Below are 17442 nucleotides of genomic sequence, written 5' to 3' on the forward strand. Positions count from 1 at the left end.
GAGGGGCGGATGACACAGGCGGGCATGATGACAGCCGGGGCGGAATGGCGGCGGGCGCCGCTGTTGCCGATCGCGGCGGGGCTGGGCTACGCCACCAGCGTGATCCATATCTACGGCCTGGGTCCCTATATCGAGCCGATCAGTCAGTCCTTCGGCTGGTCGCGCACCCAGACTACGATTGGTCTGACCTTGGCGACCCTGGTGCAGGCGGTCTTTTCGATTCCGATCGGATTGATGGTCGATCGTCTCGGCCCGCGCCTGTTCGGGTTGGTGGGCGTGCTGCTCACCACCGGCGCCTTCGCGCTGCTGGGCCTGGCGACGGGGGACCGGACCCAGTGGATTTTCCTCTGGGCGCTGCTCGCTTTCGCGACCCTGCCGGTGCAGGCGACGGTCTGGACCAGTGCGGTCGCGTCGCGCTTCGCGACTTCGCGCGGGCTGGCCTTCGCGGTGACTTTGTGCGGCGCGTCGCTCGCGGCGGCGCTCTTTCCCCTGCTGGGCAGTTGGCTGATTGCCCGCCATGGCTGGCAGGGCGCCGCGCCGATCCAGGCGGCGATCTGGGTGGTCATCGCCTTCCCGATAATCCTTCTCTTCTTCCGCGGCGCTCATGACCATCGGGGCAAGGCGGCGCCAGCGGATCTGCCCGATCAGCCGGGGGCGACCCTGGGGGAAGGGCTGCGGTCCACCATCTATCACCGGCTGCTGCTGGCCAGCCTGCTCTTCACCTTCACCATCATCGCACTGGTCGTGCATTTCGTACCGATCCTGACCGACCGGGGCGCGGATCGCATGGCGGCGGCCGGGACCGCCGCACTGGTCGGCCTTTTCTCCGTCATCGGCCGTCTCGCGACCGGCCTGTTGCTGGATCGGTTCCGGGGATCGATGGTGGGGGCGGTGGTCTTCCTGCTGCCGGCGATCGGCTGCCTTCTGTTGCTGTCGGGCGGGACCGGCTGGGCCGCGCAGGCCGCCGCCGCCGCGTTGATCGGGCTGACCCTGGGCGCGGAAGTGGACGTCATCGTCTATCTCACCACCCAGCATTTCGGCCTGCGCACCTTCGGCGGCCTCTATGGCGGCCTGTTGATGGCGCTGTCGATCGGCACCGCGACCGGGCCGCTCGGCGCGTCGGCGCTGTTCGATGCCACCGGCGGCTATTCCGTCTTCCTGTGGCTGACCGTCGCGCTGATGCTGGCCAGCAGCCTGACGCTCGTCAGCCTGCCCCGGCCGGTCTATGGTAAGAAAGCAGCCTAGCGCTACAAAGCCGCTACATTGCGCAATCGCGCGGAGACATGGAGTCCATAGATCCCATCCCTGGAGGGTCCGCAAGGACAGAAGGGACTGGGTATGACTGGAACGGCGGACGACGCGCATGACCATGGGTTGATGCACGATCTGGAACAGATGCGCGCGCTGGCGCGGGAGAATATCGGGCGGCGTCGTACCTTGCGGCTGCTCTTTTCGGCGAGCGGCGCGGCGCTGATCAGCGCTTGCGGTGGTGGCGACGACTCTTCCGGCAGCACCGATACGACGGCAACGCCGACTCCCACGCCAACCCCGACTCCCACGCCAACCCCGACTCCCACGCCCACACCGACCTCGTCAGATAGCTGCATTGCTGATCCAGAGGAAACCAACGGCCCCTATCCGGCGGACGGTTCCAACAGCAGCAACGGCAGCGTGGTCAATGTGCTGGACGACACCGGCATCGTGCGCACCGACATCCGCTCCAGCTTCGGTTCGTCCAGCGGCACGGCCGAAGGCGTCACCATGCAGCTCACCCTCACCGTGGTGAACGTCAACAGCGGCTGCGCGGCGCTGGCGGGCTATGCCGTCTATATCTGGCATTGCACTCGCGACGGCCTCTATTCGCTCTACACCGTGCCGGGCGAAAATTATCTGCGCGGCGTGGGCGTGACCGACGCCAATGGCCAGGTGACTTTCACCAGCATCTTCCCCGGCTGCTATGACGGGCGCTATCCGCATATCCATTTCGAAATCTATCCAAGCCTGGCGAGCGCCACCAGCTACGCCAACCGCGTGCTCACGTCTCAACTCGCCATGCCGACGGCGGCCTGCAACACGGTCTACGCCACCAGCGGCTATTCCAGCAGCAAGACCAACTTCGCAAAGATCACGACCAGCAGCGACAATGTGTTCGGCGACAACACATCGGCGCAGATCGCGGCGATGACCCCGACCATGACCGGCGACATCACCAACGGCTTCACCGGCACGGTGACGGTCGGTCTGGCGATCTGACAGGGCGCAATCTTGCAGGATGGGACGTGGATGACTTGGCAGTTGACCCCTTCACCCGATATGCTGGCCGTCACGATGGATGGTTCACGCATATTGGTGGTCGATGACGACGCGGACATCCGCGCGCTTCTGTCCGATTTCCTGGAACAGCACGGCTTTGTCGTGACGGCGGTGGCCGATGGCACGGACATGGATCGCGCCATCGCCATCCAGGATTTTGACATTGCCGTGCTCGACGTGATGATGCCGGGCGAGGATGGGCTGTCGATCCTGCGGCGCCTGTCGGCGCGCGGCGGATTGCCGGTCATCATGCTGTCCGCCATCGGCAGCGATGTCGACCGGATCGTCGGGCTGGAAATGGGGGCGGAGGATTATCTGCCCAAGCCCTGCAACCCGCGCGAACTGCTCGCCCGCATCCGCACCGTATTGCGCCGTCATCGCCGCCAGGCGATGGACGCGCCGGCTGCGGGCGGGCAAAGGCTGCGCTTCGCCGGATGGCAGATCGACATGGGCGCGCGTCTGCTGACCGATCCCGACAATGTCGTGGTGACGCTCACCGACGGCGAATTCCGCCTGCTGCGCGCCTTCATCGAACATCCGCGCCGGGTGCTGAGCCGCGACCAGTTGCTCGATTATTCGGCGGGCAACGAGAATGAAAGCTATGACCGCGCGATCGACGTGCAGGTCAGCCGCCTGCGCCGCAAGCTGGAGCGCGGCGCGAGGGGGGGCAATCCGAAGACAGAGGGCACGGACGAGCTGGTCCGCACCATCCGCAACGAAGGATATATGTTCACGGCCGAGGTGCGCCCGGTGTGATCGCGCGCCGCCTTTCCTTCAATCCGTCCATTCTGGTCCGCATTGTGGCGTTGGTGGTGGCGACCCTGCTGCTGGCGCTGGTCGCAATGATGCTGGTCACTTTTCGCGGGCCGCCGCCCCATGCCCGGCCGATGTTCCTGCCCGAAGCGGCGCAGTTGCTGCGCGGCGGCACGGGGCCGTCCGGCACCGCCTGGAGCATCACCCGCTATCGTTCCGATCGGGCGCCGGTCCCCGACGCCGGGCAGGAGATTGATCCACCCGCCGCCGCGCAGATCGCCACGCTGCTGGGCGTGCCGACCCCAAATATCCGGCTGCTCCGCGAACGCCCGCCCCCCCCGATCCGCGATGCGCCGATGCTCCGGCCGGACTGGGCGCGAAACGCCTTGTTCCGCGCCTTCATCATCGCCCAGCGAACTGGCGATGGCTGGACCGTGATCCAGGCCCGGCAGGGCGCGAACCGGCGCTGGTACGCGATCACCCTGTCCCTGATGGCGGGTATCTTCATCCTGCTGCTGTTGCCTGCTTATTGGGTGGCACGGCATATCGCCCGGCCGATCCGCCGCCTGGCGGAGCGCGCCGCGGCCGAGCGGCCCGAACGCGCCGAACCGATGCCGCTCACCGGCCCGCCGGAGGTGCGCGCGGTCGGGGCGGCATACAACCACATGCGCGCACGCATCGCCGACTATCTCAACGAACGGACCGCCATGCTGGTGGCGATCGCGCACGATCTGCGCACGCCGATGACGCGCCTCTCCTTCCGGCTGGAGCAACTGCCCGAAGGCCCCCGCGCCAAGGCCCAGGCGGATGTCGAGGAGATGCGCGCCATGGTCACGAACCTGCTCGATTTCATGCGCGGGGGATCGGATGGGGCGCAGAAGGTCCGCATCGACCTGTCCGCCATTGTCGAGACGCTGGCCGACGACCTTGCCGACATGGGGCAGGATGTCGCGGTGAAGCAGAGCGCGCGCGCCGTCGTGCGTGGCGACGCGGTCGGCCTGCGCCGTTGTATCGCCAATCTGGTGGAAAATGCCGTCCGCTATGGGGGATCGGCCCGCGTCGCCATGATCGTTGCCGATGGCTGCGTCACCGTGGCGGTCGAGGATGACGGGCCGGGCGTGCCGCCGGAGACGATCGAGCGATTATGCGAGCCATTCTATCGCGGCGATGCCTCCCGCAACCGGGAAACCGGCGGCGTGGGCCTTGGCCTAGCGATTGCGCGGTCGATCGCGGAAAGCCATGACGGAACGATCGGCTTCGCCAACCGGGCGGAAGGCGGCCTGCGCGCCACCCTGATGCTGCCGCTGGATCGGTAAGGCGGTCTCCCTCACCGCCAAGCCTTGGTCCCAAAACACTGGTCATAGCCCTGTGCCGCCCATATAGTCGCGCGGTTTATCATTCTCCCGCGAAAGCGCTTCATGCATCTTCTCATCGGCCTTGCCGGCATTCTCCTGATCCTTGCCATCGCCTTCGCCCTGTCCTCCGACCGTCGCGCCATCCGCCCTAGGGTCGTGGGCGCGGCCTTCCTGTTGCAGGCGGGGATCGCGATGCTGGTTCTCTATGTCCCGGCCGGGCGCGCCATCATCGCCGGCATGTCGCATGGCGTCGCGAATCTGCTCGGCTATGCGCAGGCGGGCACCGACTTCATCTTCGGTCCGCTAGCGAAGCCTGAAATCGGCGGGGCCAGCTTCGCCATCGCGGCGCTGCCGGTCATCATCTTCTTCGCCAGTCTGGTGTCGATCCTCTATTATCTGGGCATCATGCAGTTCATCGTCCGCTGGGTCGGCGGCGCGATCGAGAAGGTGACGGGCGTGTCCAAGGTGGAGAGCCTGTGCGCCGCCGCCAATATCTTCGTGGGGCAGAGCGAAAGCCCGCTCGTCATCCGCCCCTATCTGGCGGGCCTCAACGGACCGCAGCTTTTCGCGGTGATGACCAGCGGCATGGCGGGCGTCGCGGGCACCATCCTCGCCGCCTACGCCTCTATGGGGATCAAGATCGACTATCTGCTGGCGGCCAGCTTCATGTCTGCGCCCGGCGGCCTGCTGATGGCCAAGATCATGATGCCCGACCAGCCGGAATGCGAACCGGAACTGCCGCTGGGCGATCATCCCGACGTTCATCTCCCCGAAACCCGTATCAGCGGCGCCGGCCCCGCTGCGCTGCTGCCCGAAGGGACGCCGGGCGAACCCATGCCGGTCGCCACCCATGATGAGGAAAAGCCGGCCAACCTCATCATGGCCGCAGCCCAGGGCGCGCAGACCGGCGTCAAGCTCGCTGTCGCGGTCGGCGCCATGGTGCTCGCCTTCGTCGCGCTGGTCGCGCTGGCGAACGGCATCCTCGGCGGCATCGGCGCCTGGTTCGGCTATCCCGATCTCAGCTTCCAGATGCTGCTCGGCTATGTCTTCTCGCCGGTCATGTATCTGCTCAACATCCCCTGGAACGAGGCGCAGGTGGCAGGCGGCCTGTTCGGCACCAAGGTCGTGCTCAACGAATTTGTCGCCTATATCAATCTGGGCCAGGTGCAGGGCGCGCTGTCCCCCGCGACCATCGCCGTCATCACCTTTGCATTGTGCGGTTTCGCCAATTTCAGCTCGATCGCGATCCAGATGGCGGTGACAGGCAATCTTGCCCCCAACCAGCGGCCCATGATCGCCCGGCTGGGCCTCAAGGCGCTGGTGGCGGGCAGCCTCGCCAACCTGATGAGCGCGGCGCTCGCCGGGCTGATGTTCAGTCTTTGATCCAAATCGGGACGATATCGTAACGAATCTCTACCGCCCGCAATAGTTATCGGTTATGGTTAACGGATGGGGGCAAAATCTTTTGTCATGGTCGCTGCAGCGGCCCTGAGTTGGTCGGGTATCGGCGCCGCGCAGGCGCCCAAGCCCGGCGCGTTGGAAACTTACAAGGATTGGACGATCGGCTGCGACAATCGCAACCGATGCGAAGCCGTGTCGTTACTGCCCGAAGGCGGCGTGTGGCCCGATAATCCTGTGATGGTCGGTGTGGTGCGCGATGCCGGGCCGGATGCAGCGGCTGAAGTCTGGGTCAGCCGCGACGCCAAGGGCGGCGGAGATGTCAGCTTCCATATCGACGGACGCAAGGTGGCGAGCGCCCCAAGCAAGGATGGCGACGCGACTCTGCGTGGGCCGCTGGCCGCCGCGCTCGCCATCGCCATGGCGCGCGGCGGCGTGCTGGAAGTGCGCGCGGGCAACCGCCTGCTCGGCAAGCCCTCGCTCGCCGGATCGGGCGCAGCGCTCCGCTATATGGACGCGCGGCAGGGGCGGGCGGGCACCAGCACGGCCCTGGTCGCGACCGGAACGCTGGGACCGCTGGCCGTGCGCGCCGCACCGGTTGCGCCGGTGATCCGCCGCGCCGTCGTACCCATCGACCCAGCGCCCGCCGCGCTCTGGCGGGAGGAGTTGACCGCGCTCGGCAAGATGTCCGGCTGCGCTGACGAGATGAAGGATGCCGAGCCGCTCCAACTCCATCGCCTGTCGAAAAATGAAGCGTTGATCCTCGTTCCCTGCGGCAACGGGGCCTATAATTTTTCCTCTGTCCCGGTGATCGCCACCGGCATTCCCGGTCGCCGCACCTTCCATCTGGCGAGCTTCGATTATAAGCCCGGCTGGAGCGAGGAGGGGGGCAGGCCCATGCTGGTCAACGCCGGCTGGGTTGCGGAAAAGTCACTGCTCCAGAGCTTCGCCAAGGGGCGCGGCATCGGTGATTGCGGCGGCAGCGAAACCTATGTCTGGGACGGCGTCCGCTTCCGCCTGACCGAAGCGACCAGCATGGGTGAATGCCGTGGCGCCTGGCACTGGATCACCACCTGGTCGGCGCGGGTGACGGAGTAAAAGCCCATCCACCTCCATTCGTGTCGAGCGAACGGAGACGGATCATTCCGCCCCGTGCAACCAACCCTCCGCGCTTTGCAATGGAAACGGCAACAATGTCCGCCCATATTGCGGCCATGGCTTCATCACCCCGCCAATCCGCCCCTTCGCTTCCCGCCTCGACCCTGCCGGACCCGATCCGCGCCGTCATCTTCGACATGGACGGCACGCTGATCGATACCGAGGCCGCGCATCGCCGCGCCTTTGCCGAAACGGGACTGGCGCTGGGCTGGCCGATGTCGGACGAACTGCTCCTGTCCATGGTCGGCATCCATCGGGACGAGAATCAGCGGATGCTGGCCGTGCATATGGGACCGGATTTTCCGTTGGCGCGCTTCTACGCCGACAGCGACGCCCTGTTCGAAGCCGCCGCTGATGTGGGCATTCCGCTGCGTCCCGGCGCCGAACTGATCCTGGAACATCTGGCGCAGGCTGGCATCCCCATGGCGCTCGCCACCTCGACCGAAGCCCCTTTCGCGCAACAGCGGCTGGAGAAGAGCGGTCTGCTCCCTTATTTCGACGTGATCGTGACCCGCAGCGATGTGGAGCGGCCCAAGCCGCATCCCGAACCCTATCTGCTGGCAGCGCAGCGCCTGGGCGTCGATCCCACACATTGCGTTGCGGTCGAGGACAGCTATGCCGGCGTCCGTTCGGCGACGGCGGCGGGCATCGCGACGGTCATGGTCCCCGACCTGCTGCTGCCGACCGAGGAACTGATCCTCGCCTGCGCCCAAGTGCTGCCCAGCCTCACCGACCTGCGCGACCTGTTGCTGGCGACGGATTAGGGTGGTTTGCGGACTGTCCAATCCTGAGCAAATGGCGACAAAAGCGGACATCGAATCCACAGAACTCAATCTACTACATACGGGGTAGGATTTACGGTGTCCTCGCAAGTTTCCCATTTTCCAGCCTGATTCCGATATCGCCGAACCCTTAGAATGGTTGCCATGCTTTCCAGCCGGCTCTGGATATCGAAAATCGCAATCTGACATATCCCAGATGTAGCCAATTGATTAACGGCGCGACGTAGCGTTTCTAATCCTCCGCCATCGGGAAGGCGCATAGGAAAGAAAGAACCTAAGCTGCCTCGTTCAATACGCTGCGGGTCTGGGTCCATCAGGTATCGGCGGACGTCCTTGACTTCTCGATTGCCGATCATCCAGCGATCTCGCAATCGATCGAATGTAGGCAGCTGTTGCAGCGCAGTGGTCGATGATACGTGCTGCGCTCCTATGGTAAAATCGGCTTCGACAGTCACCAAAGGAGGTCGGATCCAATATGCCACCAACAGGCCATCGACCAGCACTGTCAATCCGAAAATCCCAACTAACACCCTTCTCCTCGGTATCCATTTCAACAATGATATCATGAGGTGACCTTATTGGGGTATTTCACATCTGGCATTCGGCGAGAATCGTGTCTGCTTTCAGGCGGGGACGCAAGAGTAGAAAGGGGCCCAAAATGGTCGCCTTTCCCCTATCACCTCCACGCCAGTTCTATCTTATCTCGCCTCCGCCAGCACCAGCGAGAACAGCCCCTCGGCATCGGTCCATTCCCCGACCGGTTCCCACCCGCCCGCGCGCAGCAGCAGCCGTTCGTCGCGCGCGCCATATTTATGGCTGCTCTCGGTATGGATGGTCTCGCCCGCCGCCATGCGGAAACATTGGCCCGCGACGTGAAAATGGAGCGGCCGCACCGCCTCCAGATGCATCTCGATCCGCGCCTTGTCGTCATTCCAGATCGCGCGATGGGCAAAGCCGTCGATCGGCAGATCGCCCTCCAGCTCGCGATTGATCCGCGCGATCAGGTTGAGGTTGAACGCCGCCGTCACGCCCGCCGCATCGTCATAGGCTGCGACCAGCCGGTCGCGATCCTTGATCCGGTCCATCCCGATCAGCAGCATCGCGTCCCGGCCCAACAGCCGACGCATCGCCCGCAACAGATCGACCGCTGCGCCCGGTTCCATATTGCCGATGGTGGAACCGGGGAAGAAGCCCAGCCGCGGCAGACCATCGACCGCCTTGGGCAGGTCCAGTGGCCCGTTGAAGTCGCCTACCACCGGCACCACCGGCAGGCCGGGAAAGCCGCGCGCCAGCTCCGCGCTGCTCGCCTGCAGAAACGCGCCGCTGATGTCGATCGGCACATAAGCGGCGGGCGCGATCGCGCGCAGCAGGTGCGGCGTCTTGCGCGCGCTGCCCGCGCCGAACTCCACCACCGCGCGTCCTTTCCCCACTGCCGCCGCGAAATCCGCGCCATGGGTCTTGAGCAAAGCCGTCTCGGTGCGGGTCGGATAATATTCGGGCAGGTTGGTGATCGCCTCGAACAATTCCGACCCCCGCTGGTCGTAAAACCAGATGGGCGGCGTCGCCTTGGGGCTGCGGGACAGGCCGTCCAGGATATCGCGGCGGAATGCGGGATCGATGGCGCGCGTCAGGGCCGGCGCTTCGTCGGTCAGCAGCATAGGTCTAAAGATCCTTGGCCAGCCGCAGTCCGGTGAACTGCCAGCGTTGGTGGGGATAGAAGAAATTGCGATAGCTCGCCCGCACATGGCCGCGCGGGGTGGCGCAACTGCCGCCCTTCAGCACGAACTGGCCGGACATGAACTTGCCATTATATTCGCCGACCGTGCCCTGCGCCGCGCGAAAGCCGGGGTGCGGGCGATAGGCGCTGCCGGTCCATTCCCACACATCGCCGAACATCTGCGTCAGGGCGGTGCTTCCCTCCACCGGATGGGCGCGGGGGCAGGCCGCACCGTCCATCTGGTTGCCACGCATCGCCGCGACATTCTGCGCCGCGCTTTCCCATTCCGCCTCCGTCGGCAATCGTGCGCCCGCCCAACTGGCATAGGCGTCCGCTTCGTAGAGGCTGATATGCGTCACCGGCGCGGCGGGGTTGACCGGCTGACGCCCGTCGAGGCCGAAGCGGGTCCAGCCCTGCTTGCCGCGCTTCCAGTAGAGCGGCGCCTCGATCCGCTCCGCCTGTACCCACGCCCAGCCGTCCGACAGCCAGTGCGACGCGGTGCGATAGCCGCCATCCTCGATGAAGGCGATCCATTCGTCATTGCTGATGGGACGGTGCGCCAGCGCATGGGGGTGAAGCAGCGCCTTGTGCCGTGGCCCCTCGCAGTCGAAGGCAAAGCCGGTGCGCCCGTCCTCGCCGATCTCGACCAGCCCCTGACGCCCCTCGATCCAGTGGAGCGGGCCGGGCAGGGCCACCGGCGCGGCGCTTGGCGCGCTGAACAGCGCCGGCTCCAGCGGATTGAGTGAAAAGAGATGGAGCAGATCGGTCAGCAGCAATTCCTGATGTTGCTGCTCATGCTGCAAGCCCAGCGTCACCAGCGCGCGCGCCGCCTGCGGCATCATGCCCAGCGCGCCCAGCAGCGCCGCGTCGACATGGGCGCGATAGGCGCGGATTTCGTCCAGTGTCGGGCGGGTCAACATGCCCCGGAGCGGCCGGGCATGGCGCGCGCCCTCCGCCTCATAATAGCTGTTGAACAGGAAAGCGTAGCGCGGATCGAACGGCCGATATCCATCGACATGATCGCGCAGCACGAAAGTCTCGAAGAACCAGCTCATATGCGCCAGATGCCATTTGGCCGGAGAGGCGTCGGGCATCGACTGCACCGTGGCGTCGGCGTCGGACAGGGGAGCTGCCAGCGCCTCGCTAAGCGCCCGTATCGCGTGGTAGCGCTCCTCCAGATCATCCTGTCGGGCGTCCGTCCAGCTTCTGGCCATGCTTGCTCTTTCCGATACGGTTGCGCCGTTCTCTTGAGGGAAGAAGCGCATGAAAGGGCCGGGGGTTCCGGCCTGTCGGTAAGCTTACATGTCCTGCAACGAGGATTTGGCGCGGTAGATGCGATCGCGGCCCGCCTGCTTCGCTTCGTAGAGCGCCTCGTCCGCGCGGCGCAGCGCGTCTTCCAGTTCGTCGCCCTTCCAGCGGCAAAGGCCGGCGGAAAAGCTGATCGGCCGGCCATTCACCAGGGCGATCGGGTCGCTGCGCATCTGGCTGGCGACCCGCGCCAGCGACCAGCTTACCTCATCCTCGATACAGTCCTGGAAGAAGAGGGCAAACATCTCGCCGCCCCAGCGTGCGACGATGTCGATGCGGCGCAACTGGGCGCACAGCCGCGCGGCGAAGGCGGCCAGCACCCGGTCGCCCTCATCATGACCCAACTGGTCGTTGATCCGCTTGAAATAGTCGATGTCGATCAGCACCACGCAGCCCTTGCGCCGGCCGATCGGCAGCATCGCGACCTGCGCCAGGAAACCGCGCCGGTTGGCGACGCCGGTCAGCCTGTCCTCATGCGTGGCATGGTGCAGTTCGTCGGTTCGCGCCGCCGCTTCCGCCTCGCGGGGATGCGGCGTTTCGGCCAGCGCCTGGACGGGGCCAAGCAGCGCGCCGATGCCGAACAGGGCGATCGCGGCCCCCGCGATCGTCGCCAGCGCCAGCAGGATGCATTCGGCCGGCGCGATCCGACCGGTCGAAAAGCCCCGGAGCAGATAGGTCAGCAGCGGCATATGCGTCGCGAGGATGCAGAGCGCGAAGAGGCGCAGGCGCAGCGCGCGCGGAAAGAGGAAGGATGTGGCGAGGTAGAATTGCACGGCATTCCCCCGTTCGTTGCGACCGCGAACGGCTTTTCCGGGCGCGTGCCTAAATGGGGATGAAGAAACAGGGTTAACCGGAACGGAGGGGCGGATCGGGCGGATCGCGGGGCAATCCATGCGCCGGTTCAGCGTGACGCGCCCGGCACCCATTTGACGTCGGCCGCGCCATTGTCGTTCAGCCGTCGCGCCAGCACGAACAGCAGGTCCGACAGGCGGTTGAGATAAGCGAGGGCCTGTCCATTGAGCGTAACCTCCGCAGCGGCGGCCACGGCGCTGCGTTCGGCCCGGCGGGTGATCGCGCGGGCGAGGTGGACGGCGGCGGCGGCCGACGATCCGCCCGGCAGGACGAAGCTGTCGAGCGGTGCCAGTTCCGCGTTCATCGCGTCGATCTCGTCCTCCAGCCTTTCCACCTGGCTGGCGACGATGCGCAGCGCCCAGGGTTCGTCCCCGCCCGGCGGGATCGGCGTCGCCAGATCCGCGCCCAGGTCGAACAGATCGTTCTGGATCGTGGTCAGCCATCGCGTTTCCGGCCGCGCGCCCATGGCGACGATGGCCAGGCCAATGGCGCTGTTCGCCTCATCCACATCGCCCACTGCCTGCATTCGCGGCGCATATTTGGGCAGGCGCGATCCATCGACCAGCCCGGTCGTGCCCGCGTCGCCGGTGCGGGTGTAGATCTTGTTCAGCTTGACCATGAACGGTCAGCCATGCCCCTTGGCCATGAGCAGTATGGCGACGATGATGATTGCCGCCGCCTGGAACAGGATGCGGTTCATCATCATCCTGTTCTGCTTCAGCCGCGCCGGGCTGGGGCCGCTGCCTTCGGGCGCGTTCAGATCTTCCTTCGTGGTCTGGAGGAAGGCGATGACGCCCCGGACCAGCGCGACCAGCGTCGCCACCATGGCCAGGATCAGGGCGATGACCAGGATCGTTTGCATGGGTCCGATGCTAGGCGCTTGCGATCGCGATGCCAACCGGAAAGCGTCTCGCGCGCAGCGCATCGGTCAGGCGCTGCGGGTCGATCCCCTGCGCGCGCAGGTCGGCCAGCGCGATCGATCCGCTCCGTTTGGCCAGCCGTTTGCCGTCCGCCCCTACCAGCAAGGGATGATGGATATAGGCGGGGGAGGGCAGGTCCAGCAGGGCCTGGAGCAACCGGTGGATATCGGTCGCCCCGCGCAGATCGTCGCCGCGCAGCACATGTGTCACGCCCATCGCCGCATCGTCCAGCGTGCAGGACAGATGGTAGCTGGCCGGCGCATCCTTGCGCGCCAGCACCACGTCGCCATGGGAGAGGGGATGGGCGGATTGCAGCACGCTTCCTTTTACACCGTCATCCCCGCGAAGGCGGGGGTCCATCTCCTGCCCCATCATCTTGACGTGAGGTTGGGAGAGCGCTTCCCATTCCAATTCTCCCACCCGCGCCACTGCCGCACCCATGTCGATCCGCCAGGCATGGGCTTCCCCTGCCGCGATCCGCCGCGTCCGTTCGGTCTCGCTCAGCCCCCGGCACGTCCCCGGATAGGCCGGACCCTCCGGCCCGTGCGGCGCGGTCAGGCTCGCCTGGATGTCGGCGCGGGTGCAGAAACATGGGTAGAGCAGCCCTTGGGTCCGCAGTCGGTCCAACGCCGCGTCATATCGGTCGAGCCGCTGCGACTGGAAGACGATCTCGCCGTCCCATTCCATCCCCAGCCAGCGCAGATCCTCGACGATCCCCGCGACATGTTCGGGCCGGCTGCGCGTGCCGTCGATATCCTCGATCCGCAGGCGGAACTGCCCGCCTGCCGCGCGCGCCATGTCCATCGCCAGCAGCGCCGACCAGGCGTGGCCGATATGCAGTCGCCCGGTGGGGCTTGGCGCAAAGCGGGTCACTATATGCTGTGGTGCGACGGACTGAGTCATACAGGCTCTTGACGGATGATATTCGTTAATGCTGTCATGCTGGTGTCACGTTGCTGGAGGATCAGCAGCGTCGGCTAGGGGGAAGTAAGGTTCCTATGTACCATCCCGACCTCATACGACATCCGGAAAACTGTCCGGCACTTGTTCTGAATGCGGATTATACGCCGCTCAGCTATTATCCCTTGAGCCTTTGGCCCTGGCAAACCGCCATCAAGGCGGTTTTTTTGGATCGGGTGGACATCGTCTCCTCCTATGAGCGGGAGGTGCATAGCCCCAGCCTGCAGATGAAGATCCCCTCGGTCATCGCGCTCAAACAATATGTGAAGCCGTCCGAACATCCCGCCTTCACCCGCTTCAACCTGTTCCTGCGCGACAAGTTCGCCTGCCAATATTGCGGGACGGCCCATGATCTCACCTTCGATCATGTCGTGCCGCGCCGCGCGGGCGGTCGGACGACATGGGAGAATGTCGCCACCGCCTGCTCGCCCTGCAACCTCAAGAAGGGCGGGCGTACGCCGAGGGAGGCGGGGATGAAGCTCCATGTCCAGCCCATCCGGCCGACGAGCTGGCAGTTGCAGGAGCATGGCCGCGCCTTCCCGCCCGGCTATCTGCATGAAAGCTGGCATGACTGGCTCTATTGGGATGTCGAGCTGCTCGCGTGATCGCGTGCGCCGCCGCGCGACAAATCGCGTTCCGGTCGCCTTGCGCGACGCGCATTTGCCGTTATTAAACCTCTCCAATGGACCGCATTGATATTCGCGGCGGCAAAGCGTTGAGCGGCCGCCTTCCCATTTCCGGCGCTAAGAATGCGGCGTTGACGTTGCTACCCTGCGCGTTGCTGACCGATGAGCCGGTGACGCTCCGTAACCTGCCGCGCCTCGCCGACGTCGACAGTTTCGGCCATCTGCTGAACCAGTTGGGCGTGTCGACCATGATCGAGGGCGCCCGGCCGGAGGATTTCGGCCGGGTCATGACCATGCGCGCGGGCCGTGTCACCTCGACCGAGGCGCCCTATGACATCGTGCGCAAGATGCGCGCGTCGATCCTGGTGCTCGGCCCGCTGCTCGCCCGTGCAGGCGAAGCACGGGTGTCGCTGCCGGGCGGCTGCGCCATCGGCAACCGCCCGATCGACCTGCATCTGAAGGCGCTGGAAGCCTTTGGCGCGAAGATCGAGCTAACCGCCGGCTATGTCCGCGCCAGCGCGCCCGACGGCGGCCTGCCGGGCGGCATCTACACGTTCCCGGTGGTGTCGGTCGGCGCGACCGAAAATGCGCTGATGGCCGCCGTGCTCGCCAAGGGCACCTGCACGCTGGAAAATGCCGCACGCGAACCGGAAATCGTCGATCTCTGCAAGCTGCTGGTTGCCATGGGCGCGGACATAGAAGGCATCGGCAGCGACAAGCTGGTGATCCACGGCCGCGACCGGCTGCACGGCGCGACCTACAGCGTCATGCCCGACCGGATCGAGGCGGGCAGCTATGCCTGCGCCGCCGCCATCACCGGCGGCTCGCTCGATCTGATCGGCGCCAATGCCGACGATATGCACGCCATCCTCGCCGCGTTGCGCGACGCTGGTGTCCAGGTCGATGTCCACCGCGACGGTATCCGCGTCTCGTCGGACGGTAAGCTGAGGCCTCTGACCCTGTCGACCGCGCCTTTCCCGGCCTTTCCCACCGACATGCAGGCGCAGTTCATGGCGATGCTGACGCTGGCCGACGGCGCGTCGGTGCTGACCGAAACGATCTTCGAGAACCGCTACATGCATGTTCCCGAACTGGCGCGCATGGGCGCGGACATCGCCGTCAACGGCCGCACTGCGGTCGTGCGCGGCGTATCGGGCCTGGTCGGCGCGCCGGTGATGGCTACCGATCTGCGCGCGTCGATGAGCCTCATCCTCGCGGGCCTCGCGGCCGAAGGCGAAACCCAGGTCAACCGCGTCTATCATCTCGACCGCGGCTATGAACGGCTGGAGGAGAAACTCTCCGCCGTTGGCGCCGACATCGAACGGGTCGGGGATGGCTGAGGGGCGAGGCCTGGCGACAGATCGGGATGCGCTGTTGGCGCTTTACGATCTCGATGCTGGTGGCTTTCGTACCCTGGATGAGATCGCGGCCTTCGCGGCGAAGCTCTGCGATGCGCCGATTGCTCTGGTCAGTATTGTGGAGGATGTGCGTCAGCGCTTCCTCGCCCGTACCGGCCTTGATGCGGAAGAAACCCCGCGTGACGTATCCTTCTGCGCCCTTGCCATGCTGGGCAACGATATTTTCATTGTGCCCGATGCGCCACGCGATTCTCGCTTCATCGATAATGCGCTGGTTACTGGCCCGCCGTATATCCGCTTCTATGCCGGCGCGCCGCTGGTGGGCGCCGATGGCGAGCCGCTGGGCGCGCTCTGCGTCATCGATACGGTTCCACGCGCCGATCTGACGCTGCTCCAGCGCCAGGGCCTCACCCTGCTGGCCCGGCAGGTGATGGTGGAACTGGAAGGCCGTCGTCGCGACCGCGACATGATCGTGCGGCAGCGACTGGATGCGGACGCGGTGGCGTCCAGCGATCGCATGTTCCGCACCCTTGCCGACACCATGCCGCAAATGGTCTGGTCGTCGCTGCCCGATGGCTACAATGATTATTTCAATGCCCGCTGGTATGACTTTACCGGAATGCCGCTGGGGTCGACCGATGGCGACGGCTGGAGCAACATGCTCCATGCCGATGACCAGCCGGCCGCCTGGGAACAGTGGCAGCACAGCCTGGCGACGGGTGCGCCCTATGACATAGAATATCGGCTTCGCCATCGCAGCGGCGATTATCGCTGGACGCTGGGGCGCGCGCTGCCGATCCGCGACGCGGACGGGAACATCACGCGCTGGATCGGCACCTGCACCGACATACACGAACAAAAGCTGATGATGGAAGAGCGCGAGATGATTGCGCATGAACTGTCGCATCGCATCAAGAATATCTTCTCGGTGATCGCGGGCCTCATTGGCCTGTCCGCGCGACAGCATCCCGAAATCGGCGCGGTGGCGGAAGATTTGCGGGACCGGATACTCTCGCTCGGCCGCGCGCATGATTTCGTGCGTCCGCACGGCGCCGATTCTGCCGCGCAGATCGAGGCGGGGCTAGGCCGCCTCCGGGGCATACTCGACCAGATTTTCGCCCCCTATCGGGTCGGGCAGACGACCCGCATCCTGTTGTCGGGGGATGATCCGCGTATCGATGATCGTTCGGCGACGCCGCTGGGGCTGCTGTTCCACGAACTGGCGACCAATGCCGCCAAATATGGCGCACTGTCCGTTGCCGACGGACGGGTCCATCTGCATGTGTCGGTGGAAGGGGAGAATGTCCGTATCGACTGGCGCGAGGAAGGCGGGCCGGCGGTGGCCCTGGCCGATACGGAAGGTTTCGGCAGCCGATTGATGACGCTCAGCGTCGAACGGCAACTGGGTGGACGGATGACGCGCAACTGGCGGGCCGACGGGCTGGAGATCAGCTTCTGGATTCCATCACGCTCCATGAGCCGCGCTGCCGGAACGGTGTGAAGCCCGCAATTTCGGCCTCTTCCAGATCAGGTTCGTCCGCAGCCGCCAATCGCAGCGCGGCGGAAATGCTGTGCGCGCGAAAGGGCTTGGTGATGACGCCCAGCGCCGTCACCGACGCCTCGCCAATCTGCTTGGGGTTGGCGGTCACATAGATGACGCGAATGCCGTAGCGCTCCGCTAGTTCGACGCCGATTTGGGGGCCGGTCGGCCCGTCGCGCAGGTTGAGGTCGACCAGGGCGATGTCGCACGTCGCTGCCGCTGCAAGCGCGGCGACGCGATCAGCGGCGATAGCGCCGACGATGAATCCGGCGTCCTCGACAATCTGTTCGATTTCCAGTGCGACGAAAATCTCGTCTTCGACGATCAGAATCTTTTTGCCCATGTCCCTGCCTGCAACCCTGGAGGAACTAAAATCCGTTGGGGGCCTTGGGTTCCGCGATC

18 protein-coding genes are annotated in these 17442 nt (G+C 65.5%); 10 read left to right on the top strand and 8 right to left on the bottom strand.

Annotated elements, in window-relative coordinates:
• Positions 1-9: 9 nt before the first annotated feature.
• The 7 genes from MOK15_RS15260 (at position 10) to MOK15_RS15290 (ending at position 7741) form a co-directional block, all read left to right on the top strand.
• Positions 10-1245 carry an MFS transporter gene (locus tag MOK15_RS15260; protein ID WP_242932388.1) on the top strand — a complete coding sequence of 412 codons (1236 nt, stop codon included), beginning with the start codon at positions 10-12 and terminating at the stop codon, positions 1243-1245.
• 93 nt (positions 1246-1338) lie between these two features.
• Positions 1339-2253, top strand: coding sequence for an intradiol ring-cleavage dioxygenase (locus MOK15_RS15265; protein WP_242932389.1), 915 nt, complete (start codon positions 1339-1341; stop codon positions 2251-2253).
• Between the two features lie 30 nt (positions 2254-2283).
• Positions 2284-3069, top strand: a complete 786-nt coding sequence (locus MOK15_RS15270; protein ID WP_242932390.1) for a response regulator — start codon at positions 2284-2286, stop codon at positions 3067-3069.
• A complete protein-coding gene (locus MOK15_RS15275) occupies positions 3066-4382 on the top strand; it encodes an ATP-binding protein (RefSeq protein ID WP_242932391.1) in 1317 nt (438 codons plus the stop codon). Before MOK15_RS15270 ends, MOK15_RS15275 begins: the two co-directional genes overlap by 4 nt.
• Positions 4383-4484: 102 nt before the next feature.
• On the top strand, positions 4485-5804 hold the full coding sequence (locus MOK15_RS15280; RefSeq protein WP_242932392.1) for a NupC/NupG family nucleoside CNT transporter: 1320 nt from the start codon (positions 4485-4487) through the stop codon (positions 5802-5804).
• A gap of 87 nt (positions 5805-5891) precedes the next feature.
• On the top strand, positions 5892-6917 hold the full coding sequence (locus MOK15_RS15285; RefSeq protein ID WP_242932393.1) for a DUF1176 domain-containing protein: 1026 nt from the start codon (positions 5892-5894) through the stop codon (positions 6915-6917).
• A 116-nt stretch (positions 6918-7033) separates the two neighbouring features.
• Entirely contained in the window at positions 7034-7741 is a 708-nt protein-coding gene (locus MOK15_RS15290; protein WP_242932394.1) for an HAD family phosphatase, read from the top strand.
• 65 nt (positions 7742-7806) lie between these two features.
• Here MOK15_RS15290 and MOK15_RS15295 read toward each other — a convergent pair whose 3' ends face one another.
• From MOK15_RS15295 to gluQRS, 7 genes are all read right to left on the bottom strand, one after another.
• On the bottom strand, positions 7807-8325 hold the full coding sequence (locus MOK15_RS15295; protein WP_242932221.1) for a hypothetical protein: 519 nt from the start codon (positions 8323-8325) through the stop codon (positions 7807-7809).
• Positions 8326-8457: 132 nt separating this feature from the next.
• Positions 8458-9417: an L-histidine N(alpha)-methyltransferase gene (gene egtD, locus MOK15_RS15300; RefSeq protein WP_242932395.1), complete on the bottom strand. Its 960-nt coding sequence runs from the start codon at positions 9415-9417 to the stop codon at positions 8458-8460.
• Between the two features lie 4 nt (positions 9418-9421).
• Entirely contained in the window at positions 9422-10690 is a 1269-nt protein-coding gene (gene egtB / locus MOK15_RS15305) for an ergothioneine biosynthesis protein EgtB (RefSeq protein WP_242932396.1), read from the bottom strand.
• A gap of 84 nt (positions 10691-10774) precedes the next feature.
• Positions 10775-11557, bottom strand: coding sequence for a GGDEF domain-containing protein (locus tag MOK15_RS15310; protein WP_242932397.1), 783 nt, complete (start codon positions 11555-11557; stop codon positions 10775-10777).
• Positions 11558-11685: 128 nt separating this feature from the next.
• Complete coding sequence (locus tag MOK15_RS15315; RefSeq protein ID WP_242932398.1) at positions 11686-12255, bottom strand: cob(I)yrinic acid a,c-diamide adenosyltransferase; 570 nt, start codon at positions 12253-12255, stop codon at positions 11686-11688.
• 6 nt (positions 12256-12261) lie between these two features.
• Positions 12262-12498, bottom strand: coding sequence for a twin transmembrane helix small protein (locus MOK15_RS15320; protein ID WP_242932399.1), 237 nt, complete (start codon positions 12496-12498; stop codon positions 12262-12264).
• Positions 12499-12508: 10 nt separating this feature from the next.
• Positions 12509-13459: a tRNA glutamyl-Q(34) synthetase GluQRS gene (gene gluQRS, locus MOK15_RS15325; protein WP_242932400.1), complete on the bottom strand. Its 951-nt coding sequence runs from the start codon at positions 13457-13459 to the stop codon at positions 12509-12511.
• A gap of 95 nt (positions 13460-13554) precedes the next feature.
• On the opposite strand from gluQRS, the gene MOK15_RS15330 reads away from it, so the two are divergent.
• The 3 genes from MOK15_RS15330 to MOK15_RS15340 all read left to right on the top strand — a co-directional run bounded on the left by MOK15_RS15330 (position 13555) and on the right by MOK15_RS15340 (position 17001).
• Positions 13555-14121 (top strand): HNH endonuclease, encoded by a 567-nt coding sequence (locus MOK15_RS15330; RefSeq protein WP_242932401.1) that lies wholly within the window; start codon positions 13555-13557, stop codon positions 14119-14121.
• A gap of 77 nt (positions 14122-14198) precedes the next feature.
• Entirely contained in the window at positions 14199-15482 is a 1284-nt protein-coding gene (gene murA, locus MOK15_RS15335) for a UDP-N-acetylglucosamine 1-carboxyvinyltransferase (RefSeq protein ID WP_242932402.1), read from the top strand.
• The gene (locus MOK15_RS15340; protein ID WP_242932403.1) at positions 15475-17001 is read left to right on the top strand and encodes a PAS domain-containing protein; all 1527 of its coding nucleotides are present in this window, start codon (positions 15475-15477) and stop codon (positions 16999-17001) included. Before murA ends, MOK15_RS15340 begins: the two co-directional genes overlap by 8 nt.
• Here MOK15_RS15340 and MOK15_RS15345 read toward each other — a convergent pair.
• The gene (locus MOK15_RS15345) at positions 16949-17383 is read right to left on the bottom strand and encodes a response regulator (RefSeq protein ID WP_242932404.1); all 435 of its coding nucleotides are present in this window, start codon (positions 17381-17383) and stop codon (positions 16949-16951) included. The two genes, MOK15_RS15340 and MOK15_RS15345, sit on opposite strands and share 53 nt — an antisense overlap.
• Positions 17384-17442: the final 59 nt, after the last annotated feature.

The organism is Sphingobium sp. BYY-5 (assembly GCF_022758885.1).
In the GTDB taxonomy this organism is placed as follows: Bacteria; Pseudomonadota; Alphaproteobacteria; order Sphingomonadales; family Sphingomonadaceae; genus Sphingobium.